The following is a 23,083-nucleotide window of genomic DNA, read 5'->3' as shown; positions in this document are numbered from 1 at the left end:
GTCGAAGCCCTACATCGAACGCTAGTGAGATGCCTTCGCTTGCGCTCAGGCGAGCCCTTCGACTTCGCTCAGGGCGAACGGTTCAGAACGCCAGTGGCGCGTCCAGTTCCTTCACCTGCCAGGGCAGGCCATGCTTGTTGAGCATGTCCATGAACGGGTCGGGATCGAACTGTTCGATGTTGAACACGCCTTCGCCGCGCCATGCGCCGGTCAGCATCATCGCTGCGCCAATCATCGCGGGGACGCCGGTGGTGTAGCTGACCGCCTGATTGCCGGTTTCGGCATAGGCATCCTCATGATCGCAGACGTTGAGGACATAGACGGTTTTCTGCACGCCATCCTTGGTGCCGGTGGCAATGTCGCCGATATTGGTCTTGCCCTTGGTCGTGGAACCCAGGCTGGACGGTTCGGGCAGCACGGCCTTGAGGAACTGGAGCGGGATGATCTCCTTGCCCTCGTAGATGACCGGATCGATCCGGGTCATGCCGACATTCTGGAGCACTTCCAGATGCTTCAAATAGGCGTCGCCAAAGGTCATCCAGAAACGGATGCGTTTGATTTCGGGATAGAATTTGGCCAGGCTTTCCAGTTCCTCATGATACATGAGGTACATATTCTTGGGGCCAACCTGGTCGAAATCGAATGTCTGCTTGTGGCTAAGCGCCGGACCTTCGACCCACTGCCCGTTTTCCCAGTGACGCGACGGGGCGGTCACTTCGCGGATGTTGATTTCCGGGTTGAAATTGGTCGCGAAATGCTGGCCATGGTCGCCGCCATTGCAATCGAGAATGTCGAGCGTGTCGATCGTGTCGAGCAGATGCTTCTTGATGTAGGAGGCAAATACGCTGGTGACGCCGGGGTCGAAACCGGAGCCGAGCAGCGCCATGATGCCCGCTTCCTTGAAGCGTTCCTGATAGGCCCATTGCCAGCCATATTCGAATTTCGGCGTGTCGCGCGGTTCGTAATTGGCGGTGTCGAGATAATCCACCTTGGTCGCGAGGCACGCGTCCATGATGTTGAGATCCTGATAGGGCAGGGCCAGATTGACGACCAGCCTTGGCTGTACCTTTTCGATCAGCGCGATGGTGGCGGCGACATCGTCGGCATCCACCTGCGCCACGTCGATGGTGACGCCGGTGCGGGCCAGCACCGATTCGGCGACCTTCTCACAGCTGACGATGCGGCGGCTGGCGAGCGTGATGTGCGAGAATATATCGCTGTTCATCGCCATCTTGTGCACCGCGACCGACCCGACGCCGCCCGCGCCGATGACCAGAACCTTGCTCAATCTCGTCTCCATATGCTGTGCGCGGTCACCCCGCGAAAGCGCCCATATAGGGGCTTGGGATGACAGCGCAAAGACGCAGTGCAATTGCGCTGCCTGCCCTGATGTCCTTTAGGTCATGCCTTGCACCCATTCGCTTCTCTCAAACGTATCAACCGCGCATCCCGACACCTTTGGGATGCCAGGATAGCGGAAGGATGCCCCCATGAAATTTTTACCCATGACGATCGCGCTTGCCAGCGTGATATTGACCGCCAGCGGCGGCGGGATCGCGCAGGCGCAAATGGCCAAGAACCCGATGGTCGGCGGCGCGGCGATGTATCCGACCAAGGATATTGTCGACAATGCGGTCAATTCAAAGGATCACACGACGCTGGTAGCCGCAGTGAAGGCGGCCGGTCTGGTCGACACGCTCAAGAGCGCCGGGCCGTTTACCGTGTTCGCGCCGACCAATGCCGCTTTCGCGAAGCTGCCCGCAGGCACGGTCGATACGCTGCTGAAGCCGGAGAATAAGGCGACGCTGACCGGCATACTGACCTATCATGTCGTGCCCGGCAAAATGAACGCGAAGGACATTGCGGCCAAGGCTGCGGCCAATGGCGGCAAGGCGGTGCTGACAACCGCGCAAGGCGAACCGCTGACCGTCTGGCAGAAGGGCAAGGACTGGTATGTCACCGACGCCAAGGGCGGATCGGCCAAGATCACCATTGCCGACGTCAATCAGTCGAACGGTGTCATCCACGTCATAGACACGGTTTTGATGCCTTGATCGCTGTCGAAATGATGTGATGGCCGACGGGCCGATGGCTCCACCCCCTTGCCATCGGCCCGTTTGTTTTTGGGTCAGCGCACCAGTTTCTTCAGCCCCTCCACCGTATCCGCCTCCGCCGCTGGCTTGTCCCGCCTGATGCGGGCGATGCGGGGGAAGCGCATGGCGAGGCCGGATTTGTGGCGCTTGCTGTCATGGATGCTGTCGAAGGCGACTTCCAGCACCAGCGTCTTTTCCACTTCGCGCACCGGGCCGAAGCGGGCGACCGTGTTCTGGCGGACGAAGCGGTCCAGCCATTTCAATTCCTCATCGGTGAAGCCGCTATAGGCCTTGCCCACCGGGTGCAGTTCGCCGTCCGGCGTCCAGCAACCGAAGGTGTAATCCGAATAGAAGGAGGAGCGTTTGCCGTGGCCGCGCTGGGCGTACATCATGACGCAATCGGCGGTCAGCGGATCGCGTTTCCATTTATACCATAAAGCGGCCTTGCGCCCGGCGACATAGGGGCTGTCGCGGCGTTTGAGCATCACGCCTTCGATCGCGGCGTCGCGCGCGCCTGCCCGAATGTCGGCGAGCGCGTCGAAATCGGCAGCGTCGATCGTGGCGGACAGATCGAACCGCGTCGCGTCGAGATGGGGCATATAGGCTTCGAGCCGGGCACGGCGCTGTTCCCAGGGCAGGGCGCGCAAATCTTCGCCGCCCTCCAGCAGCAGATCGTACAGGCGCACGAAGGCGGGATAGTCCGCCTGCATTTTGGCGCTGACGAGCTTGCGGCCAAGGCGCTGTTGCAGGGCGTTGAAGCTGGCCGCCTCGCCGCCCTGAAATTCACCGCGCACCAGCAATTCGCCATCCAGCACGGCATGGCCGGTGAAGGCGGCGGCTATTTCGGGGAAGCTCGCTGAAATGTCGTCGCCCGCGCGGCTGTAGAGGCGGGTTTCGCTCCCCGTGCCGACGATCTGGATGCGGATGCCGTCCCATTTCCACTCGGCGGCATAGTCCGCCAAATCCACGCTGTCCGCTTCGAGCGGGTGAGCGAGCATGAAGGGGCGAAAGAAGGGCGTGCCCGCCGGGTCGGGGCGTGGCGCGCGGCCTTCGGCCCAGTCGAACAGGGCGGTGTAGGGGGGCGAAAGGGCGTGCCAGACCTGCTCGACATCATCGACGTCGAGCCCGAATGCCTGCGCGAAGCCCGTCTTGGCAAGGCGGGCGGAAATGCCGACGCGCAGGCCGCCGGTGGCGAGTTTGAGCAGGGCGAAGCGGCCTGATGCGTCGAGATGGTCCATCATCTGCGCCAGGGCGTCGGGCGCTGCGGCGCGACTGGTGGCGTGGAGGCGCTCGACCACGGCAGCAAGCGTCAGCGTGCCGTCGTCCAGGTCCGGTGGTTCGCCCGGCGGCGTCGGCCAGAGCAGGGCGACGGTTTCGGCCAGGTCGCCCACATAGTCGCGGCTCATTTCATACAGGACGGGATCGACGCGGGCGCGGATCATTTCGCCAATGGCCGAGGATTTGACCGCCTTTAGATCGAGATTGCCGGTGAGGGCAGCCAGCGCCCAGCCACGATCCGGGTCCGGCGCGGAGCGCAGATAGGCGGCGATCAGCGCCAGCTTGCCATTGCGCGATCGGGTGTAGACGAGGGCGTCGAGCAGTTGGGAGAAGGGTCTCACTTACGTGCTCCCGCGCAGACGGGAGCCCAGTTCGGACATCGCTTACTGGCGCAACGGCAGGACTGGGCTCCCGCCTGCGCGGGAGCACATGGATTGTTGCCGCGTATCACCCTTCCTCCTCCTCATCGTCCCGCCCGACCAGCGCTAGCGCCCGCGCCCTGATCTGATGGGTCATGCACCAGTGGAGCAAAGCTTCCTCTCGCCCATGGGTGATCCAGGTTTCGGTCGGGGCAACCTCGCGGATCGTGTCTGTCAGTTCGTCCCAGTCGGCATGGTCGGACAGGATCAGCGGCAGTTCGACATTCTTCTGCCGAGCGCGCTGGCGCACGCGCATCCAGCCGGATGCCATGGCGGTGATCGGGTCGGGCAGGCGGCGGCTCCAGCGGTCGTTGAGCGCAGATGGCGGCGCGACGATGATCGCGCCGCGCATGTCCTTTGCCGCGACGCCAGTGGCGGGGCGCAGGTCGCCCATCTCGACACCGAGTTCGACATAGAGATTGCACATGCGTTCCATTGCCCCGTGGAGGTAGATCGGGTCGTGATGGCCGCGCGCGCGCAATTCGCAGATGACCCGTTGCGCCTTGCCCAGCGCATAAGCGCCGACCAGCACGGAGCGATCGGGGTTGGCGTGAAGCGCGGCGAGTAGCCGGTCGATCTCGCTGCCGGTATCGGGATGGCGGAACACAGGCAGGCCAAAGGTCGCTTCGGTCACGAAAATGTCGCACGGCACAGGCTCGAACGAGGGGCATGTGGGGTCGGGCCGGCGCTTGTAATCGCCAGTGACGACGACCCGCTCGCCCGCATGGGTCAGGACGATTTGCGCCGATCCCAGGACATGGCCTGCGGGCACATAGCGGATGGTGACGCCGCCCAGCCGGATTTCCTCGCCATAGCCGACCGGCGTGCCCGATGCCGTGCCGTAGCGCAGGCCCATGATCGCCAGCGTTTCGCGCGTCGCCCAGACATGGCCATGGCCGCCGCGCGCATGATCGGCATGTCCGTGCGTTACCAATGCGCGCTCTCGCGGGACGGACGGGTCGATCCACGCATCGGCAGGGCGGACATAGATGCCGGTGGGGTGGGGTTCGATCCAATGGGCCATAGATGACCAGAAGATGTGAGCGCGCCGCCGGTTCCGCAAGCTGGTAACAGGGACGTAACGCTATCGTCACGGTGCCGACGCGCAGTTGCCCTATGGGCCACGCCACGACCCGATAGCGAGGAGGCTTGAACAGCATGGCGGCACCGGCCCATAATAAGATCACGCGCGCGGTGCATCGCCACCGGCATCTGTCCAAGCAGGGGCTGCTGGAGCGTGCCTTTACCTTCGCGTTCCGGGGGCTGGTCTATGCCCAGATCTGGGAAGATCCGGCGGTGGACATGGAGGCGCTGGCGATCACGCCCGATTGCCATGTGGTGACGATCGCGTCGGGGGGCTGCAACGTCCTGTCCTACCTGACCGCCGATCCCGCGAAGATCACGGCCGTGGACCTGAACACCGCCCATATCGCGCTCAACCGGCTGAAGCTGATGGCGGCGCGGACCTTGCCGGACCACGCCGCCTTTCACCGTTTCTTCGCGCAGGCGGACAGCCGCGAGAATATCGCGGCCTATCGGGAGATGGTCGCGCCGCATCTGGATGAAGCGACGCGGCGCTACTGGGAAGGGCGCGACCTGATCGGGCGGCGGCGGATCGGCGGCTTTGCGCGGGGCATCTACAAGCATGGCCTGCTGGGGCGCTTCATCGGCGCGGCGCATCTGCTGGCGCGGTTGCATGGCGTCAATCCGCGGCGGATGCTGGACGCCACGACACTGGCGGAGCAGCGGGCGATCTTCGACGCGGAACTGGCCCCGATTTTCGACAAGGCGTTTGTGCGCTGGCTGACCAGCCAGCCCGCCTCACTGTTCGGGCTGGGCATTCCGCCCGCGCAGTTCGAGGCGCTGGCCGGGGACGACCGGATGGACGCGGTGCTCAAAGCCCGGCTGAAGAAACTGGCCTGCGACTTTGACCTGAAGGATAATTATTTCGCGGTGCAGGCATTCGGGCGCGGCTATGCCGCCAATGACCCGGCGGGCGCGGGGCCATTGCCGCCCTATTTGCAGGCGGCCAATCATGACGCGGTGCGGACGCGGGCGGACCGTGTCGATGTGCGCCATGTCAATTTCACCGATTTCCTGCGCGATCGGCCGGCCGCTTCGGCGGATCGCTACATATTGCTCGATGCGCAGGACTGGATGGATGACGATCAGTTGAACGCGCTGTGGGCGCAGATCACGCGGACGGCGAAGCCGGGCGCGCGGGTGCTGTTCCGCACGGCGGGCGAACCGAGCATCCTGCCCGGACGGGTTGTCGACGCGGTGATGGACCAGTGGGCGTATCAGGCGCAGGCGTCGCTTGATTACACGGCGCGCGACCGATCGGCCATTTATGGCGGGGTGCATCTCTATGTGCTGAAGGAGGCATGATGAGCGACCATGGACGGTTGATGGACGGCACCTATCGCTGGCAACGGCATATCTATGACATAACGCGCAAATATTATCTGCTGGGGCGCGACGGACTGATCGCCGACCTTGCTCCGCCTTCGGGCGGCAGCGTGCTGGAAATCGGCTGCGGCACCGGACGCAATCTGATCGCGGTTGGCAAGGCATGGCCCCATGCGCGGCTCTATGGCGTCGATATTTCGCAGGCGATGCTGGACACGGCGCAGATTTCGGTTGAGCGGGTGGGCATGGCCTGCCGCGTCAGGCTGGCACGGGGAGATGCCGTGGATTTCGATCCGCAGGCGCTGTTCGGGCGGGCGACCTTCGATCGCGTGTTCATCAGCTATGCGCTGTCGATGATCCCCGACTGGGAAGCGGCATTGCAACAGGCCGCGCTATGCGTCGCGCCGGGGGGCAGGCTGGAGGTTGTGGATTTCGGCCAGCAGGAAGGCCTGCCCGGCGCGTGGCGCGCGGTCCTGTTTGGATGGCTGGCGCGGTTCCACGTAACGCCGCGCCCGGTGCTGGGCGACGCCATCGAAGCCGTCGCTCGCAATGTCGGTGGCGAACCGAGCCTGAGGACGCTGTATCGCGGCTATGCCGTTCGCGGTGGCGTGGCGAAAGCCTGACCGCCCATTTCCAGCGAGACGGCGCTGGGGCTTAAGCTGCCTTGCGTTCCAGCAACTCAAGATCCAGCCGGTCCCAGATTTCCACCAGCGCCGCGACCAGATCGCGCATCATCGCTTCGGTGTGGGCCGGGCCGGGGGTGAAGCGCAGGCGCTCGGTCCCGCGCGGGACGGTGGGATAGTTGATCGGCTGCACATAGGCGCCATATTCGGCGAGCAGAATGTCGCTGATCCGTTTGGCCTTGACCGGATCGCCCACCATCAGCGGCACGATATGGGTGACCGTGTCCATGACGGGGAGGCCCGCATCAGCCATGAACTGCTTGAGCAGGGCGGCGGACGCCTGTTGCCCGTCCCGTTCCTCGCTGGAGCCTTTCAGATGGCGCACGCTGGCCAGCACGCCCGCGACCAGCACGGGGGAGAGCGAAGTGGTGAAGATGAAGCCGGGCGCATAGCTGCGGATCACATCGACGATCATCTGGTCAGCCGCGATATAGCCGCCCATCACGCCGAACGCCTTGCCCAGCGTGCCTTCGATGATGGTCAGCCGGTCCGCGACGGCGTCGCGTTCCGAAATGCCGCCACCACGCGCGCCATACATGCCCACGGCATGAACTTCGTCCAGATAGGTCAGCGCGTTGAACTCGTCGGCCAGGTCGCAGATCGCGGCGATCGGCGCGACGTCGCCGTCCATCGAATAGACGCTTTCGAACGCGATCAGCTTGGGCGCTTCGGGATCTTCGGCCGCCAGCAATTCACGCAGATGGTCGACGTCATTGTGGCGGAATACTCGCTTTTCGCAGCCCGAATTGCGGATGCCCGCGATCATGCTGGCATGGTTGAGTTCATCGGAAAAAACGATGCAGCCCGGCAGCAGCTTGGCCAGCGTGGAGAGCGTCGCTTCGTTCGAGACATAGCCCGACGTGAACAGCAGGGCCGCTTCCTTGCCGTGCAGATCGGCCAGTTCGCCTTCCAGATCGACATGATAATGGGTGTTGCCGCCGATATTGCGGGTGCCGCCGGACCCGGCGCCAACATCGTGCAGCGCCTCTTCCATCGCGGCCACGACCTTGGGATGCTGACCCATGGCCAGATAGTCGTTGGAACACCAGACGGTGATGGGCTTGGGACCATTATGGCCGTGAAAGCAGCGCGCATTGGGGTAAGCGCCCCGGTTGCGCAGGATATCGATGAACACCCGATACCGGCCTTCTTCATGGAGACGATCGATCGCCTGCGCAAAGATATGCTTGTAGTTCACGCTCGCCCTAACCCTAGACTGCCCACATTCTACTTATAGCGGGCGTTTACCGATTGATGCTGCGCTTTACCAGCGCTAACCGTTCGCAGACATAAGGGGAAATACCGATCAATCATATCGGACCTTTTGTCCAAGAGACAGAATCAGAGCTGTTCGATCCGGTCGAGGCCATAGCGGGCTAGCGCCGGGGCGAGCGCGCGGACATGGTCATCCACCCGCGTGAATACGGCGATGCCGTTGGCGGGAGCGTCCGGCCAGGGCTGGCCCTGCGTCAGAAACGCGATGCGCCGGGCGATCCCCTCTCCGCCATGAACGAAGGTCAGCGGACGCGATGCAGCGACGGCCAGTTCTTCCTCGACCAGCGGAAAATGGGTGCAGGCCAGCGCCACGGTATCCATGCGGTCCCCGCCCGGCTGGTCGGTCAGCCCCGCCAGCGCGGCGCGGGCGATCGCCGGGTCGAGCGGTTCGCCGCGTAGCTTCGCTTCGGCCAGTTGCACCAATGCCGCGCAGCCATGCCGCAGCATGATGCAGTCCGCGCCATGTTCGGCAGCCAGCCGGTCGACATAGGGCTGGCGCACGGTGGCGTCGGTGCCCAATACCCCGAACACGCGGGTTTTGGAGGCAAGCGCGGCGGGTTTGATCGCGGGAACGGTGCCGACGACGGGAATGTCGAGCGCCGCGCGCACATGGCTCAATGCGATGGTCGATGCCGTGTTGCAGGCGATGACGGCCAGGCGCGGGCGGTATCGCTCCACCAGCCGCCCCAGCAGCGCCGGGACGCGCGCGGCGATCTCCGTCTCGCTCTTGGTGCCATAGGGGAATCCGGCGCTATCGGCGGCATAGACGACCGGCGCGGTCGGTATCAGTGCGCGGGCGGGGGCGAGGATGGACAGCCCGCCCACGCCGGAATCGAAAAAGAGGATGGGAGCTTCTGGCGCGACCGTCATTATGGAGGGACATGTCGCGGGAACAGGCGGGGGTGTCAACGCCCGTTCGGTTCAATCCCCTGTTTCGGGCAGTTCCGCCAGCAGCTTGCGCAGGGCCGCGACGCTGGCATCATATTGATCGGCCGGGCCGGCGGCGCGCAGCAGTTCCAGATCGCCGCGCAACTGGTCGATCCGCCGCTGCGCCATGGCCAGCTTCACGCCGTCGACCCTGATCTTCAGGTCGATGGCGGCCTTTAGCGGCTCCGTGTCCGACCAGTCCGGCTGCCGCCTGGCGAGCGTATCGACCGCGTCGAGCAACTTGCCGATCTGCCGCCCATAGCTTTGCTGCGCGACGATCGCCTGTTCGGTCTGCGGCGCGCTCGAATTATTTTCGTTGACGATGATATTGCCGAACGACCAGCCGCCGTTGATCGACTGCCACAATTTTTGCGGCGCCAGCGCCATCGTCGTCCAGTTGTGGACGAGGCTGCTCAGGGGATCGAACGAGGCATTGTCGGTCATGGCAAGTCCGTCGCTGGGAGGCCGCCAGAATGACGGGCGCGCAGGCATAAATCAAGCGAAGCCGATGAGAGGTTACGGTTGACCATTGCCCGCGCCGCCCGGCACGCTATGGTCGCCTGACCATCCTGTCTGCCCCATCATCATCGGCGAGAATATGAACTTTCCCTGGCTGCTTCCCCTGTGCGTTCTGCTGCTTGGCTATGGGCTGGGTTCCATCCCCTTTGGCCTGTTGCTGACCCGCCTTACCGGGGCGGGCGACCTGCGGCAGATCGGTTCCGGCAATATCGGCGCGACCAATGTGCTGCGCACGGGGCGCAAGGGGCTGGCGGCGGCGACGCTGCTGCTGGACCTGCTCAAGGGCGCGGCGGCGGTGCTGATCGGCGCGGCGCTGATCGACGGGGGAGGGCCGATGGCGGGCGCCGCGGCCTTTATCGGCCATTGCTATCCGGTCTGGCTGCGCTTTGCCGGGGGCAAGGGCGTGGCGACGATGATGGGCGTGGTGACGGCGCTGCACTGGCCCGCTGGCTGCATCTTTGCCGCAGTGTGGCTCGGCGCGCTGTTCGGGACCAAATGGTCGTCGGTCGGCGGCATGGCGGCGGCGGTGAGCGCGCCGATCGCGCTATGGTTCATGGGGCGGATCGAACTGGTGCCCGTGGCGCTGGCGATGGCGCTGATCCTGTTGTGGCGGCATCGCGCCAATATCGCGCGGCTGATGCAGGGGACGGAACCCAAGATCGGGTCCGGCAAAGGGTGAGCGAGCAGGAACGGTTCGACCGGCTGCGGCTCATCCGCTCACCCCGGATCGGCCCGGTCAGCTATCGGCAATTGCTGGCGCGCTTCGGCACGGCGGGGGCTGCATTGCGCGCCATTCCCGATCTGGCGGCGCGTGGCGGCGGCAAGGCAAGCGTTGCCGATGCGGGCGCGGTCGAGCGGGAGATTGCCGCATCACGGGCGCTGGGCGCGCGGTACCTGTTGATGGGGGACGCAGACTATCCCGCCCTGCTCGACCAGTTTGAGGGCGCGCCGCCCGCGCTGATCGTGCGCGGGGATGCGGCGCTGGCGGCGGGCCAGTGCATCGCCATGGTTGGCGCGCGCAATGCATCGGCTGCGGCAATACGCTTCGCGCGGACGCTGGCGCAGGATCTGGGGCAGCGCGGCGCGGTGGTCGTGTCGGGGCTGGCGCGGGGGATCGACACGGCGGCGCATCAGGGATCGGTGGGCAGCGGGACGATCGGCGTCATCGCCTGTGGGCTGGACGTCGTGTTTCCACCAGAGAACCGGGATTTGCAGGCGCAGATCGCCGATGTCGGCCTGCTGGTGACCGAACATCCGCCCGGCGTGCAGCCACTGGCGCGCCATTTTCCCGCGCGCAACCGGATAATCGCGGGTTTGGCGGTGGGGACCGTCGTGGTCGAAGCCGCGCCCAAATCGGGTTCCCTCATCACCGCCCGGCTGGCGGGCGAAGCGGGGCGGGAGGTGATGGCGGTGCCCGGATCGCCGCTCGACCCGCGCGCGCAAGGCTGCAACCAGCTGATCCGCGAGGGCGCGACCCTGATCCAGAATGCCGACGATGTGCTGGAGGCGGTCGGCAGCCTCGACATTCGCATGGTGCGACAGGGCAGTTTCGATTTCGCCGGAGAGCCGGTATCGAGCGATGTCGCGGCGGGCGAACGCAGCGCCGTCATCGCGCTATTGGGCCATGCGCCGGTGCCGGTCGACGAACTGATCCGCCTGAGCGGACTTAGCCCGGCGGTGGTGCAGACGGTGCTGCTGGAACTGGAACTGGCCGAGCGGCTGGACCGGCTGGCGGGGGGAAGGGTGCGTTTGCGGTGAGGAATGACGCCCAGTCGAAACGCAACCTCCGTTCGTTTCGAGCGAAGTCGAGAAACGTCGCGCATTGGTTTCTCGACTTCGCTCGAAACGAACGGAGCCAATAGTTCCCCCAACTCTTTTATCGCATTAGATGTCAGCCTTCGCTGGCATGACGGCAGAGCCAAGGGGCTAGCGCTCCACCGCCTTCTCCCCTAATCACACGCACCGCTTGACGCCCGCCGTCATCGCCTTCCAGACTCGCGCGTACGTGTGAGGCATCAAATTCCGGGGCCGTAAATGCAGCTTGTCATCGTCGAATCGCCTGCCAAGGCCAAGACTATCGAGAAATATCTGGGCGGGGATTTTCATGTTCTGGCCAGTTACGGACACATCCGCGATCTGCCCGCCAAGGACGGGTCGGTGGACCCGGATGACGGCTTTGCGATGCAGTGGGAAAATTATGGCGACAAGGGCAAGCAGCTCAAGGCCATAAGCGACGCAGCCAAGGGCGCGTCACGATTGATCCTGGCGACTGACCCTGATCGCGAAGGGGAAGCGATCAGCTGGCATGTGCAGGAGGTGCTGCGCGCCAAGAAGGCGCTGCCGGCGCAAGTGGACCGTGTGACCTTCAACGCGATCACGAAGGCCGCCGTGCTGGACGCGATGGCCAAGCCACGCGCGCTGGACGAGGATCTGATCGACGCCTATCGCGCGCGCCGGGCGCTCGACTATCTGGTCGGCTTCACCCTCTCTCCCGTGCTGTGGCGCAAGCTGCCCGGCGCCAAGTCGGCGGGCCGGGTGCAATCGGTCGCGCTGCGGCTGGTGGTCGAGCGGGAGCGCGAGATCGAATCCTTCACCCCGCAGGAATATTGGTCGGTCGCGGCGGAGATGGAGCAGGACGGCACCGCCTTTACCGCGCGCCTCGTCCGCTGGAAGGGCGAGAAGATCGAGCGGCTGACCATCGGCCGCGAGGGCGACGCGATGGCGGCCAAGGCCGATGTCGAGGCCGGGCGCTTCACGGTGGAGAAGGTCGAGACCAAGCCGCTCACCCGCAATCCCCCGCCGCCCTTCACGACGTCGACCCTGCAACAGGAAGCCGCCCGCAAGCTGGGCTTTTCCGCCAGCCACACGATGCGGATCGCGCAGCAACTCTATGAGGATGGCGCGATCACCTATATGCGGACCGACGGCGTGCAGATGGACGGCAGCGCCATTTCCGCCGCGCGCGCCGCGATCGCGCAGCGCTATGATGGCGGCTATGTGCCGGACAAGCCGCGCATCTACCAGACCAAGGCGAAAAATGCGCAGGAAGCGCATGAAGCCATCCGTCCGACCGATTTTTCGCGCGACAAGGTGGGCAGCGGCGATCATGCACGCCTCTATGACCTGGTGTTCAAGCGGGCGCTGGCCAGCCAGATGGCGTCGGCGCGGCTGGAACGCACCACGATCGACATGAGCGACGCCACCGGATCGCATACGCTGCGCGCGACGGGACAGGTGGTGATCTTTCCCGGCTTCCTGGCCCTGTATGAGGAAGGCCGCGACGATAGCGACGATGAAGATGGCAAGCTGCTGCCGCGCATGAGCGAGGGCGATGCGCCCGCCAAGAAGAAGGTGAGCGCCGAGCAGCATTTCACCCAGCCGCCGCCGCGTTATTCCGAAGCCAGCCTGGTCAAGCGGCTGGAGGAATTGGGGATCGGGCGACCGTCCACCTATGCATCGACATTGCAGGTGCTGAAAGACCGCGATTATGTTCGCGTCGAAAAGAACCGCTTTTTCGCCGAGGAGAGCGGGCGGCTGGTGACGGCCTTTCTGGAGCGCTTCTTCGAGCGTTATGTCTCCTATGATTTCACCGCGGGCCTTGAGGACGAGCTGGACGAAATTTCCGGCGGCCGGGCGCAGTGGCAGGCGGTGCTGGAAGCCTTCTGGAAGGATTTCAAGCCCAAGACCGCCGAGGTGATGGAGCAGAAGCCGAGCGACATCACCGCCGCGCTGGACAAGTTTCTGGAGCCGATGCTGTTCCCGCCCAGGGCGGACGGCAGCAATCCGCGCGCCTGCCCGCTATGCGCGGACGGGCAGTTGTCGCTGCGCGGCGGCCGCTTTGGCGCATTCATTGCCTGCTCCAACTATCCCGAATGCAAATATACCCGCAAATTCGGCCAGCCCGGCGGCAAGGATGGCGAGGATACTGGCCCCGAAATATTGGGCAAGCACCCGGAGACCGGGCAGGACATCGTCAAGAAATCCGGCCGCTTTGGCCCCTATATCGAAATGGGCGAAGGTAAGGAGGCCAAGCGCGGGTCGATCCCAAGAGACTTGCCCGATGGCGAGTTGACGCTCGACTGGGCGGTCAAGCTGCTGAGCCTGCCGCGCGAGATAGGCCTGCATCCCGAAACCGGCAAGCCGATCGTAGCGAATATCGGGCGTTTTGGTCCCTATCTGCTGCATGACGGCAAATATGGGCGGCTGGCATCGACGTCGGAGATTTTCGAGGTCGGGATGAACAGCGCGGTGGTCAAGCTTGCCGAAGCCGCCAATCGCGGCCCGCGCAGCGCCGGGCGGGAGCCTTTGAAGATATTGGGCGCGCATCCGCGCACGGAAGCCGAGATCAAGCTGATGGAAGGACGCTACGGCGTCTATGTCACTGACGGCACGACCAATGCAACCCTGCCCAAGACGGTGGACAAGGACCAGTTGACGCTGGAGGAAGCGGCGCAACTGATCGACGCGCGGGCCGCCGCCGCTCCGGCCAAGAAGGGCGGAAAAAAGAAAGCCGCGCCCAAGAAGGCGGCGGCCAAGAAGGACGGCGCGGCGAAGAAGCCGGCTGCAAAGAAAGCCCCGGCCAAGAAGAAGGCCGCGGCGGCGGAATGATGGTCAGGCCGCGAGCCTGACCTGATTGCGGCCATTCGCCTTTGCGGCGTACATGGCCATGTCCGCGCGCTGGAGCAGTTGATCGGCACTCGCACCGGCACTGGCGCTGGGACCGGCACTGGCGCTGCCATCCGCATGTGCAGCGCCGACGCTGATCGTCGGGCGAATATGGGTGCCGTCCGCCGCTGCAATGTCCAGCATTTCGATCGCCTGGCGGACGCGCTCCGCCATGGCGGTCGCCTGGGTCGATGGCATGTTGCGCAGATAGATGGCGAATTCCTCGCCACCCAGCCGCCCGCACAGATCATCGCTGCGAATGGTGGCGCGCAGGCTGTCGGCGATTGCCTTGAGCACGCGATCGCCCATGGCATGGCCATAGCCGTCATTGATCGCCTTGAAATGATCGACATCGATCAGCAGGCAGGTGCCGGGCTGGCGGTCCTGCTCTTCCTGCAGCCGACGCAGAAAGGTCGCCCGGTTGAGCAGGCCGGTCATCTGGTCCACTTCCGCCAGCTGCCGCAATTCCACCAGTGCCGCCCGCAGCTTGTCATTGAGACGGCGCTTCTGCTCCGCCTGCCTGTTCATGATGATACAGACGGGCGTGGAAATGCATAGCGGCGTGCAGAAGCCGAAAATCCAGTAGGGGAAGGGGATTTCCATGCCCGGAAAGCGCGAGGCGACGAACATCGCGGCCATGGTCGTGCTGACCGAAAAGCTTATACCCGCCAGGATCCTGTGCATACCCCGCATCGCCTTTGGGTAGCACAGGATAGTAAATAATGAATTTCAGCGGCTACTCGACCCAGTCCAGCCCGATGTCGCGATAGATGCCCCGGTCATTTTCCCAGTCTTCCTTGACCTTGACGTGCAGATAGAGGTGCACCTTCACCCCCAGCAGCCTGGCTAGTTCCTCGCGCGCCTTTGACCCGATTTCCTTCAACCGCTGCCCGCCTTTGCCCAGCACGATGGCGCGCTGCGTCGGGCGCGCGACCAGGATTTGCTGGTGGATTTCGACCGATCCGTCCTGCCGTTCCTTATATTGTTCGGTATCGACAGCGGCGGCATAGGGCAGTTCGGCGTGAAGCTGGTGATAGAGCTGCTCCCGCGTAATTTCCGCCGCCAGCATACGGTCGGTGGCGTCGGACACCTGATCTTCGGGGAAATGCCATGGCCCTTGCGGCATGGCGGCGGCAAAGGCGGCCTTGAGTTCGGGCAGGCCATCGCCGGTCGCAGCGGATACGAAGAAGATTTCGTCAAAACCCAGCGTGTCGTTCAGCACCTGCGTATGGGTCAGCAGCTTTTCCTTGATGGCGATGTCGACCTTGTTGAGGATCAGCCATTTGCGTTCGGTGCGATGCTTGAGCGCTTCGATTATGGGTTCAAGCTTCGGGCCACGCCCCGCCTTGCCATCCACCACCATCGCGATCAGGTCAGCGCCCTGCGCGCCGCCCCAGGCCGCCTGCACCATGGCGCGGTCCAGCCGCCGCCTGGGCGCAAAAATGCCGGGCGTATCGACCAGCACCAGTTGCGCGTCGCCCTCGATCGCGACGCCCATGACACGGGTGCGCGTCGTCTGCGCCTTGGCACTGGTGATCGCCACCTTCTGCCCCACCAGCGCGTTGACCAGCGTGGACTTGCCCGCATTGGGCGCGCCGACAATGGCAATGACGCCGCAGCGCTGATTGGTTTCTGAAACTTCCAAAATATACTCCGTTCGCCCTGAACAAGCCGTGCTCCTGCGAAGGCAGGAGCCAAGGGCGTTAGCACGCGCCAGTGCGCCCTGGGCTCCTGCCTTCGCAGGAGCACATCATAACATATAAATTCGGTTTAGCCCGTCAGCTTCTCCAGCAAAGCCGCTGCCGCCGCCGTTTCGGCCTCCTGCTTCGATCCGCCGGTCGCGCTGGCCTCGCCCGCGCCCTTGATCGTCACGGAGACGACGAAGCGCAGGGCATGTTGCGGGCCGGATCGATCCATGATCTCATATTCGGGCGGCTTGCGCTTGTTGGCGGCGGCCCATTCCTGAAGCGCGGATTTGGGGTGGCGCGGCGCGGCGGTCTGGGTATCGACGCGGTCGGCCCACAGGCGGCGCACCAGCGTGCGGGCTTCGTCCAGCCCCGCTTCCAGATAGAGCGCCCCGATCAGCGCCTCCATCACGTCGCCCAGCACATTGTCGCTATTGGCCGCGCCATCGTCGCGCGCCTGCTTGCCCAGTATCAGATGGGCCGGCACGCCCGCATCGCGCGCCACCTCGGCACAGGTTTCGCCCGACACCAGTGCGTTGAAGCGGCGCGACAATTTGCCTTCCGGTTCGCCGGCAAAGCGATCAAACACCCATTCGGACACCAGCAGGCCCAAGACCCGGTCGCCCAGAAATTCCAGCCGTTCATAATTGACCGGGTTGGCGCTGCCATGGGTGAGCGCCTGGCTGAACCGCGCAGCGTCGCGCGGGGGGCGCCCGATCAGCGCCGCCAGCCAGCCCGCCGTGTCAGGTTGGGGCGCCTTATGGTTCAAAAACCTTCCCCGATGCGGTTCCACCGCGCAGCCGTAAACCAGGTCCAGGGCAGCAGCCAGTTGGCGCTACCGTCGGTCGAAAATACCGAAATCATGGCTTTGCCGACCAGATTTTCTTCAGGGACCAGCCCGATGCCGCCGCCTTCCACCGCCGGGAAACGGCTGTCGGCGCTGCGGTCGCGATTGTCACCCATCATGAACAAATGGCCTTGCGGCACCAGCACCGTGTCGCGATCATCCGCCGCGCCGTCCGGCACCAGGTCCAGCACATTATAGCTTTTCGCGGGCGTGTCCTTGGTCGCTGGCAGCGTCTCGCGATATTGGGGATAGCGACACTGCTTGCCGCCGCCGGGGGCGGCTTCCTCGAAATCGGGGCGATAGCAGGGGGACTCCGCGCCCTCTTTGGCTGCGGCCTGCGTCATGTTGGGGGTGACGGGAATGACGAGGTCGGCGACCTTCTGCTTGGGGATCGCAGCGCCGTTCAGATAGACCGTGCCACCACGCACGGCAATCATGTCGCCGGGCAGGCCGATCACCCGCTTGATATAGTCATTCTTCTGGTTCGGCGGTGCCTTGAACACCACCACGTCGCCGCGATGCGGGGTGGACGGGAAGATGCGGCCGGGGATCAGCGGGATGCTGAAGGGCAGCGAATAGCGCGAATAGCCATAGGGCCATTTGGCGACCAGCAGATAATCGCCGATCAGCAGGCGCGGCTGCATGGATTCCGACGGGATATTGAACGGCGAGATGATGAAACTGCGCAGGACAAAGACGAACAGGCCCAGCTTGGCGAGGAACCAGAGAAAGTCCCGCGTTTCCGATTTTGCAGTCATGGGTGGTCGTTCAATCCCTGTGAAACAGCCGATAAAGCGGCCGTTGGGGCTTTTGAGGCTTGCGGCCTGACACGTCAAGCGCGTCCTGACCTATGCAATTGGTCGAAATATTGGCTAAAGAAGGCCGGGAATCGGCATGTGCAGCGCCGGTTTCGGTTTCATCGAAGAGGATATTTTCATGCCGACTCCTGCACTGGCGGCCATCGCCGCCCTGCCGCAAGCCGACCTCAAGTCGATTTTCACGACCGATCCCGATCGCTTGTCCAAACTGGTGCATCAACTGGGGCCGATCCGCTTCGACTGGTCCAAGACCCATCTGACCGATGACCTTGTCGCCGGATTTCTGGCGCTGGCGGACGATCGGGGCTTTGCCCAGCGGCGCGACGCGCTGTTTGCCGGAGAGGCGGTGAACAATACCGAAGGCCGGGCGGCCGAGCATCCCGCCGAACGGGGCGAAGGACATCCCGACAGCGTCGCCAGCGCTAAGGCGCTGCATAACCGCATGCGCGCGCTGGTCGACGCGATCGAGGCGGGCGCGCTGGGCGACATCCGCCACATCCTGCATATCGGCATTGGCGGGTCCGCGCTTGGCCCCGACCTGATCGTCGATGCGCTGGACGGCGACGGCGTGCGGTATGACGTGGCGATCGTGTCCAATGTCGACGGCACCGCGCTGGAGCGCGCGATCGAGGGGTTCGATCCGCATGCGACGCTGATCGCGATCGCCTCCAAGACCTTCACCACCAGCGAAACCATGCTGAACGCCGCCAGCGCGATCAACTGGATGATCGAAGGCGGCGTGGAAGACCCCTATGGCCGCGTCGTCGCGCTGACCGCCGCGCCCGAACGGGCGATGGACTGGGGCGTCGATGAAACCCGCATCCTGCCCTTTGCCGAATCCGTGGGCGGGCGCTATTCGCTCTGGTCCTCGATCGGCTTTCCCGCCGCGCTGGCGCTTGGCTGGGATGCGTTTGAAAGCCTGCTGGAGGGGGCAGCCGAAATGGACCGCCATTTCCGCCTGTCCGATCCGGCGCAGAATATCCCGCTGATCGCGGCCTTTGCCGACCAATATTATACGCGGGTGCTGGGGTGCCAGACCCGCGCCGTGTTCGCCTATGACGAGCGGCTGGCGCTGCTGCCATCCTATCTCCAGCAGCTGGAGATGGAGAGCAATGGCAAGGCGGTAAAGCTGGACGGATCGCCGGTGGACGGCCCGACAGCGCCGATCACCTGGGGCGGGGTAGGGACGGACGCGCAACATGCCGTGTTCCAGTTGTTGCATCAGGGCACGATCATCACGCCCGTCGAATTCATCGCCGCGATCGAGCCAGGTCATGCGCTCGACCCGGCACATCACCGCGCCTTGCTGGTCAACTGCTTCGCGCAGGGGGCGGCGCTGATGCGCGGCAAGGATAATGCCGCCGACCCGGCACGCGCCTATCCCGGCAACCGCCCGTCCACCACCATCCTGATGGACGATGTGACGCCGCATGCGCTGGGCGCGCTGATCGCCTTTTACGAGCATCGCACCTTTGCCAATGCGGTGCTGATGGGCATCAACCCGTTCGACCAGTTCGGCGTCGAACTGGGCAAGGAAATCGCCAAATCGATCGAGGCGGACGGACCGACGGGCTTTGATCCGTCGACCATGGCGCTGATCGAGATTGCGCTGGGGGCGGAGTAAACCACAACAGCCGTTCGTTTCGAGCGAAGTCGAGAAACGCGGAAGCGGCGCTGCACGCTTCTCGACACGCTCGAAGCGAACGGAGGTGGTTTGGCTACCAGCAACAAGATTCCCGTTTGTAACTCCCGCCCTCAACCGCCATATCCCCCGCACCCAATCGGAGGCCAGGCATGAGCGAGTTTGATTTCGACCTTTTCGTCATCGGTGCAGGATCGGGCGGCGTGCGCGCGTCGCGTGTCGCCGCAGCGCATGGGGCGAAGGTCGCGGTGGCCGAGGAGTTTCGCGTCGGCGGCACCTGCGTCATTCGCGGCTGCGTGCCCAAGAAGCTGCTGATCTATGGCGCGCATTTTGCCGAGGATCTGAAGGATGCGCGCCGCTTTGGCTGGAACGTCCCCGACTGCGGCTTTGAATGGACGACGCTGCGCGACAATGTGCTGGGCGAAGTCGACCGGCTGGAGGGGCTCTACCGGAACACGCTCAACAGCCACAAGGTGGAGATGATTCCCGAACGCGCGGTCGTGACCGGCCCGCACAGCGTGAAGCTGGCCAGCGGGCGCGAAGTGACGGCGAAATATATATTGGTCGCGACTGGCGCCTGGCCAGTCATGCCCGACATAGAAGGCGCCGAACATGGCATCACCTCGAACGAGGTGTTCCATCTCGACCAATGCCCAAAGCGGATCGTCATCGTCGGCGCTGGCTATATCGCCAATGAATTTGCCGGCATCTTTCACCAGTTCGGCAGCCATGTGACGATCGTCAATCGCTCCTCCACCCTGCTGCGCGGCTATGACGAACAGATACGCGACCGGCTGCTTCAGATTTCGATGACGAAGGGCATCAATTTCCGTTTCAACGCGCATATGGACCGGATCGAAAAGACGGATGACGGTGCACTGTGCGTCCATTTCAAGGATGGCGATCCGGTATCCGCCGATGTCGTCCTGTTCGCGACTGGGCGAAAGCCCAATGTCGACGGGCTGGGGCTGGACAGTGCTGGCGTCGAACTGGACGACAGGGGCGCGATCAAGGTCGACGACTATAGCCGGACCAGCTGCGAGAGCATCTATGCCGTGGGCGACGTGACCGACCGTCTGCAACTGACGCCGGTGGCGATCCGCGAGGGGCATGCCTTTGCCGACACGGTCTTTGGCGGCAATCCGCGCACGGTCGATTATGACTGCGTGCCATCCGCCGTGTTCAGTCACCCCCCGCTGGCCGGTGTCGGCATGACCGAAGCGCAGGCGAAGAACAAGCTGGGGACGGTGAAGGTCTATACGTCCGACTTCCGCCCGATGAAATATGTGCTGGCCGGGCGCGACGAGCGGGCGCTCTACAAGATGATCGTGGACGCCACGACCGAGCGGGTGGTGGGGCTGCACATGATCGGTCCCGACGCGCCGGAAATCTTGCAGGCCGCGGCCATTGCGGTGAAGGCCGGGCTGACCAAGCAAGACTTTGACGACACGGTCGCGCTGCACCCCAGCATGGCGGAAGAACTGGTGCTGCTGAAATGAAATAGGCGTGTTCCCGCCTATGCGGGAACACTCAGGCCTGGACGAAGGTCACCACCAGCGCATCGCGCCAGGCCGGTTGGTTGTCATCGACCGCATGGATTTCCGTAACGCCATGCAATATCCGCCGGTCGTCGATCAGCATGGCGTCGCCCGCATCGGCCAGCATGAACTCGCCCAGCGGCGTGCCGTCTGGCGCGCCGATCCGGGTCACGCCTTCCCGCACGTTGCGCCGTTCGACCAGCATCACCAGGACATGATCCACCCCGTCGCGATGCAATCCTTCGGGCGTTGGGCGGCCGACTTCTCCGGGCCGTGCCTCGATACGGAACTGGTGCATTTCGACATGGGCGGTGCCGTTCATCGGGAATTGCGCCGCGCAGAAGGCAAAGATGGCGCGGCAGACCGGATTGTCGATCGTGGCCTGTTCGACCGGATCGAACCAGCGCTGCAAATCGCCATTGAGCGGATTATAGTCCCGGCTCTGATAATGGGGCTGGTGCGGCTGGCGGATGAAATCGCCCGCTGCGTAGCGGAAGGTCGCGTGGCGACGGCGGCGGTAGCGCCCGCCATCGGCCATATAGAGATCCGGCCCCAGATCGTTCCAGCTGTCGGCAAACGCATGCCATTCGGCCGCATCGACGCCCAGTTGCGCGAAGGTTTCGGCCCCCGACAGGCGCGCATAGCCCTGGCTCGCCATCATGGTCTGAATGGCGTTGGTCGCCGGGTCGATCAGTGCGCCGTGGGTCATCATGCCTCTCTAATGCCTTGCCCAGACGATCGACAGGGCCGCTTTCCGCAGGCTGGCTTCACCCGATCCAATAGGGGACGATCTGGCGATTGTCCGGGTCGACATGGATCGGCCGGTCGGCGGGCGGGAAGGCGCGCTGGTCGCAGCTTTGGCGCGAACAGAGGCGGCACGTGATGCCGATGGGCGTCGCCGCGCCCTCATCCTCCAGTCGCAGTCCGTCGGCATAGACGAAATTCGCGGCATGGGCGGTCTCGCACCCCAGCACCACGGCAAAGCGGCGCGGCGTGCGGCTGTAGCTGCCCGATGGCTTTACCAGTCCCTTCGCCATCGACACATAGCGCACGCCATCCGGCGTTTCGCCCAGTTGCACGTTGATCCGGTCGGGGATGGCGACGGCTTCATGCACGTTCCACAACGGACAGGCGCCGCCGAAACGGGCGAATTGCAGCCGGGTGGCGCTGTGGCGCTTGGTGATGTTGCCCGCCATGTCGACGCGGCAGAAAAAGAAGGGGATGCCGCGCAGGCCGGGGCGTTGCAGCGTGGACAGGCGGTGGCACGCCTGCTCGAAACTCACGCCAAAGGTGCGGGCCAGACGGTCGATGTCGTGGCGCATCACCCGCGCCGCCTCCCGAAACGGCGCATAGGGCAACAGCAGCGCGCCAGCGGCATAATTGCCAAGGCCGATCGCCAGCAACCGATCAGCCCCGGCCACCGGCAGCGCGGCCTTGGCCACGACATCGGCGATGACGGCCTGCCCCTCCAGCATCATCAGCTGGTGCGCGAGCATGAATTTGCGGCTCTCGGTCGGCAGCGCCGCGTTGATGAACAGGCGTCGGTCGGGCGCGCTATAGGATCGCAGCGCGCTGTCGGGCGTATCGGCGATCAGCGTTTCGATGCCGTGCCGCCGCGCGAGCGCTTCGACCAGCATGCCCTCGTCCAGCGCCTGCCCGGCGGTAAAGCTGGCGGCCATATCCTCGGCCAGACAGTCGAGAGAGTGGACATAATTGCCCGCCTCATGAAACCAGTCGCGCGCCGCCTCCCATGGCAGCCGCGCCTGCACCGTGCTGTCGTTGGCGATCGCCTCCTCGATCATGTTGATGCGTTCATTGGCGCGGATATGGGCGTTGTAGAGATCGAGGTAACGCGCCGCGAATTCAGGAAATTGCAGGTGCAATTTCTCGATCCGCTCCGGCTCCAGCGCGACGCCGGGCAGTTCGGGATGGCTGAGCGCGAAGGTGAACGCCCCCAGCATCTGCTCATCCTCGCGCGCATCGAAACTCGCCCAGTCGGTCGGGAAGGCATTGGCGAGCGCCGCCTTGACCTTGGCAGTCAGGGGGCGATCGTCATTTTCCATCTGGGACAGATAGGACACGGATATGCCCAGCGCCTGCGCCATCGTCGCCTGGTCCATGCGATGGTCAAGGCGCAACTGGCGCAGCCTTGGTCCTGCAAAGATACGGTTGCCGCGTGCCACTATACACCCCCTGCACAAACCCATAGACTGGATTTGCCCATCCCTAATTTGCGAAGTCGTGATTTGCAAATTAGCAAATTTACATTTGCGAAAAATCGCAAT

General features: G+C 64.2%; 20 protein-coding genes. 8 read left to right on the top strand and 12 right to left on the bottom strand.

All coding sequences use genetic code 11. From position 1 onward, the window contains the following. Nucleotides 1-82: 82 nt before the first annotated feature. Entirely contained in the window at nt 83-1,288 is a 1,206-nt protein-coding gene (locus tag FE851_RS07095) for a saccharopine dehydrogenase family protein (RefSeq protein WP_019052087.1), read from the bottom strand. A 202-nt stretch (nt 1,289-1,490) separates the two neighbouring features. Here FE851_RS07095 and FE851_RS07090 point away from each other — a divergent pair, with 202 nt between their 5' ends. After that, nucleotides 1,491-2,054: a fasciclin domain-containing protein gene (locus FE851_RS07090; RefSeq protein WP_186378768.1), complete on the top strand. Its 564-nt coding sequence runs from the start codon at nt 1,491-1,493 to the stop codon at nt 2,052-2,054. Nucleotides 2,055-2,128: 74 nt separating this feature from the next. On the opposite strand, the gene FE851_RS07085 is transcribed toward FE851_RS07090, so the two are convergent. Both FE851_RS07085 and FE851_RS07080 read right to left on the bottom strand, forming a co-directional pair. Then, on the bottom strand, nt 2,129-3,712 hold the full coding sequence (locus FE851_RS07085) for a cisplatin damage response ATP-dependent DNA ligase (RefSeq protein ID WP_145201029.1): 1,584 nt from the start codon (nt 3,710-3,712) through the stop codon (nt 2,129-2,131). A gap of 106 nt (nt 3,713-3,818) precedes the next feature. After that, on the bottom strand, nt 3,819-4,814 hold the full coding sequence (locus FE851_RS07080; RefSeq protein ID WP_145201026.1) for a ligase-associated DNA damage response exonuclease: 996 nt from the start codon (nt 4,812-4,814) through the stop codon (nt 3,819-3,821). Nucleotides 4,815-4,948: 134 nt separating this feature from the next. Here FE851_RS07080 and FE851_RS07075 point away from each other — a divergent pair, with 134 nt between their 5' ends. Further along, on the top strand, nt 4,949-6,178 hold the full coding sequence (locus FE851_RS07075) for a DUF3419 family protein (protein WP_145201023.1): 1,230 nt from the start codon (nt 4,949-4,951) through the stop codon (nt 6,176-6,178). After that, nucleotides 6,178-6,822 (top strand): class I SAM-dependent methyltransferase, encoded by a 645-nt coding sequence (locus FE851_RS07070; RefSeq protein ID WP_086485950.1) that lies wholly within the window; start codon nt 6,178-6,180, stop codon nt 6,820-6,822. The genes FE851_RS07075 and FE851_RS07070 overlap by 1 nt, the downstream gene beginning before the upstream one ends. A gap of 31 nt (nt 6,823-6,853) precedes the next feature. Here FE851_RS07070 and hemA read toward each other — a convergent pair whose 3' ends face one another. The 3 genes from hemA to FE851_RS07055 form a co-directional block, all read right to left on the bottom strand. After that, nucleotides 6,854-8,080, bottom strand: a complete 1,227-nt coding sequence (gene hemA, locus FE851_RS07065; RefSeq protein ID WP_017184452.1) for a 5-aminolevulinate synthase — start codon at nt 8,078-8,080, stop codon at nt 6,854-6,856. A gap of 143 nt (nt 8,081-8,223) precedes the next feature. Continuing rightward, nucleotides 8,224-9,027 carry a glutamate racemase gene (gene murI, locus FE851_RS07060; RefSeq protein WP_145201020.1) on the bottom strand — a complete coding sequence of 268 codons (804 nt, stop codon included), beginning with the start codon at nt 9,025-9,027 and terminating at the stop codon, nt 8,224-8,226. A gap of 51 nt (nt 9,028-9,078) precedes the next feature. Continuing rightward, nucleotides 9,079-9,528: a hypothetical protein gene (locus tag FE851_RS07055; protein ID WP_145201017.1), complete on the bottom strand. Its 450-nt coding sequence runs from the start codon at nt 9,526-9,528 to the stop codon at nt 9,079-9,081. A 154-nt stretch (nt 9,529-9,682) separates the two neighbouring features. Here FE851_RS07055 and plsY point away from each other — a divergent pair, with 154 nt between their 5' ends. From plsY to topA, 3 genes are all read left to right on the top strand, one after another. Further along, nucleotides 9,683-10,282 carry a glycerol-3-phosphate 1-O-acyltransferase PlsY gene (gene plsY, locus FE851_RS07050; RefSeq protein WP_026149506.1) on the top strand — a complete coding sequence of 200 codons (600 nt, stop codon included), beginning with the start codon at nt 9,683-9,685 and terminating at the stop codon, nt 10,280-10,282. Beyond that, a complete protein-coding gene (dprA, locus tag FE851_RS07045) occupies nt 10,279-11,361 on the top strand; it encodes a DNA-processing protein DprA (RefSeq protein WP_145201014.1) in 1,083 nt (360 codons plus the stop codon). The genes plsY and dprA overlap by 4 nt, the downstream gene beginning before the upstream one ends. A 276-nt stretch (nt 11,362-11,637) precedes the next feature. Then, on the top strand, nt 11,638-14,211 hold the full coding sequence (gene topA / locus FE851_RS07040; protein WP_145201010.1) for a type I DNA topoisomerase: 2,574 nt from the start codon (nt 11,638-11,640) through the stop codon (nt 14,209-14,211). A 3-nt stretch (nt 14,212-14,214) separates the two neighbouring features. Here topA and FE851_RS07035 read toward each other — a convergent pair whose 3' ends face one another. The 4 genes from FE851_RS07035 to lepB form a co-directional block, all read right to left on the bottom strand. Then, on the bottom strand, nt 14,215-14,952 hold the full coding sequence (locus FE851_RS07035; protein WP_261370867.1) for a GGDEF domain-containing protein: 738 nt from the start codon (nt 14,950-14,952) through the stop codon (nt 14,215-14,217). 52 nt (nt 14,953-15,004) lie between these two features. Continuing rightward, a complete protein-coding gene (era, locus tag FE851_RS07030; protein ID WP_019052101.1) occupies nt 15,005-15,913 on the bottom strand; it encodes a GTPase Era in 909 nt (302 codons plus the stop codon). A gap of 125 nt (nt 15,914-16,038) precedes the next feature. Beyond that, the gene (gene rnc / locus FE851_RS07025; RefSeq protein ID WP_145201004.1) at nt 16,039-16,722 is read right to left on the bottom strand and encodes a ribonuclease III; all 684 of its coding nucleotides are present in this window, start codon (nt 16,720-16,722) and stop codon (nt 16,039-16,041) included. Continuing rightward, nucleotides 16,719-17,558, bottom strand: coding sequence for a signal peptidase I (gene lepB, locus FE851_RS07020; RefSeq protein ID WP_107123948.1), 840 nt, complete (start codon nt 17,556-17,558; stop codon nt 16,719-16,721). Before lepB ends, rnc begins: the two co-directional genes overlap by 4 nt. A 178-nt stretch (nt 17,559-17,736) precedes the next feature. Here lepB and pgi point away from each other — a divergent pair, with 178 nt between their 5' ends. Continuing rightward, nucleotides 17,737-19,242 (top strand): glucose-6-phosphate isomerase, encoded by a 1,506-nt coding sequence (pgi, locus tag FE851_RS07015; RefSeq protein WP_145201001.1) that lies wholly within the window; start codon nt 17,737-17,739, stop codon nt 19,240-19,242. 170 nt (nt 19,243-19,412) lie between these two features. Then, complete coding sequence (gene gor / locus FE851_RS07010; RefSeq protein WP_107123947.1) at nt 19,413-20,759, top strand: glutathione-disulfide reductase; 1,347 nt, start codon at nt 19,413-19,415, stop codon at nt 20,757-20,759. 31 nt (nt 20,760-20,790) lie between these two features. Here the strand turns inward: gor and FE851_RS07005 are convergent, their stop codons facing one another. Together FE851_RS07005 and FE851_RS07000 are read right to left on the bottom strand one after the other, a co-directional pair. After that, entirely contained in the window at nt 20,791-21,507 is a 717-nt protein-coding gene (locus FE851_RS07005; RefSeq protein WP_409994476.1) for a 2OG-Fe dioxygenase family protein, read from the bottom strand. A gap of 58 nt (nt 21,508-21,565) precedes the next feature. Then, nucleotides 21,566-22,981 carry a short-chain fatty acyl-CoA regulator family protein gene (locus tag FE851_RS07000; protein ID WP_026149508.1) on the bottom strand — a complete coding sequence of 472 codons (1,416 nt, stop codon included), beginning with the start codon at nt 22,979-22,981 and terminating at the stop codon, nt 21,566-21,568. Between the last annotated feature and the right edge of the window lie 102 nt (nt 22,982-23,083).

The sequence above is a fragment of the Sphingobium sp. B2 genome (assembly GCF_007693735.1).
In the GTDB taxonomy this organism is placed as follows: domain Bacteria; phylum Pseudomonadota; class Alphaproteobacteria; order Sphingomonadales; family Sphingomonadaceae; genus Sphingobium; species Sphingobium xenophagum.
This window is presented reverse-complemented; position numbering and strand designations above follow the sequence as displayed.

Coding starts and splice junctions, on each gene's coding strand:
- FE851_RS07070 (WP_086485950.1), top strand. CDS start 6,178: ATGAGCGACCATGGACGGTTGATGGACGGCACCTATCGCTGGCAACGG.
- gor (WP_107123947.1), top strand. CDS start 19,413: ATGAGCGAGTTTGATTTCGACCTTTTCGTCATCGGTGCAGGATCGGGC.
- FE851_RS07055 (WP_145201017.1), bottom strand. CDS start 9,528: ATGACCGACAATGCCTCGTTCGATCCCCTGAGCAGCCTCGTCCACAAC.
- FE851_RS07090 (WP_186378768.1), top strand. CDS start 1,491: ATGAAATTTTTACCCATGACGATCGCGCTTGCCAGCGTGATATTGACC.
- FE851_RS07035 (WP_261370867.1), bottom strand. CDS start 14,952: ATGCACAGGATCCTGGCGGGTATAAGCTTTTCGGTCAGCACGACCATG.
- FE851_RS07075 (WP_145201023.1), top strand. CDS start 4,949: ATGGCGGCACCGGCCCATAATAAGATCACGCGCGCGGTGCATCGCCAC.
- FE851_RS07005 (WP_409994476.1), bottom strand. CDS start 21,507: ATGACCCACGGCGCACTGATCGACCCGGCGACCAACGCCATTCAGACC.
- murI (WP_145201020.1), bottom strand. CDS start 9,027: ATGACGGTCGCGCCAGAAGCTCCCATCCTCTTTTTCGATTCCGGCGTG.
- pgi (WP_145201001.1), top strand. CDS start 17,737: ATGCCGACTCCTGCACTGGCGGCCATCGCCGCCCTGCCGCAAGCCGAC.
- FE851_RS07080 (WP_145201026.1), bottom strand. CDS start 4,814: ATGGCCCATTGGATCGAACCCCACCCCACCGGCATCTATGTCCGCCCT.
- lepB (WP_107123948.1), bottom strand. CDS start 17,558: ATGACTGCAAAATCGGAAACGCGGGACTTTCTCTGGTTCCTCGCCAAG.
- topA (WP_145201010.1), top strand. CDS start 11,638: ATGCAGCTTGTCATCGTCGAATCGCCTGCCAAGGCCAAGACTATCGAG.
- plsY (WP_026149506.1), top strand. CDS start 9,683: ATGAACTTTCCCTGGCTGCTTCCCCTGTGCGTTCTGCTGCTTGGCTAT.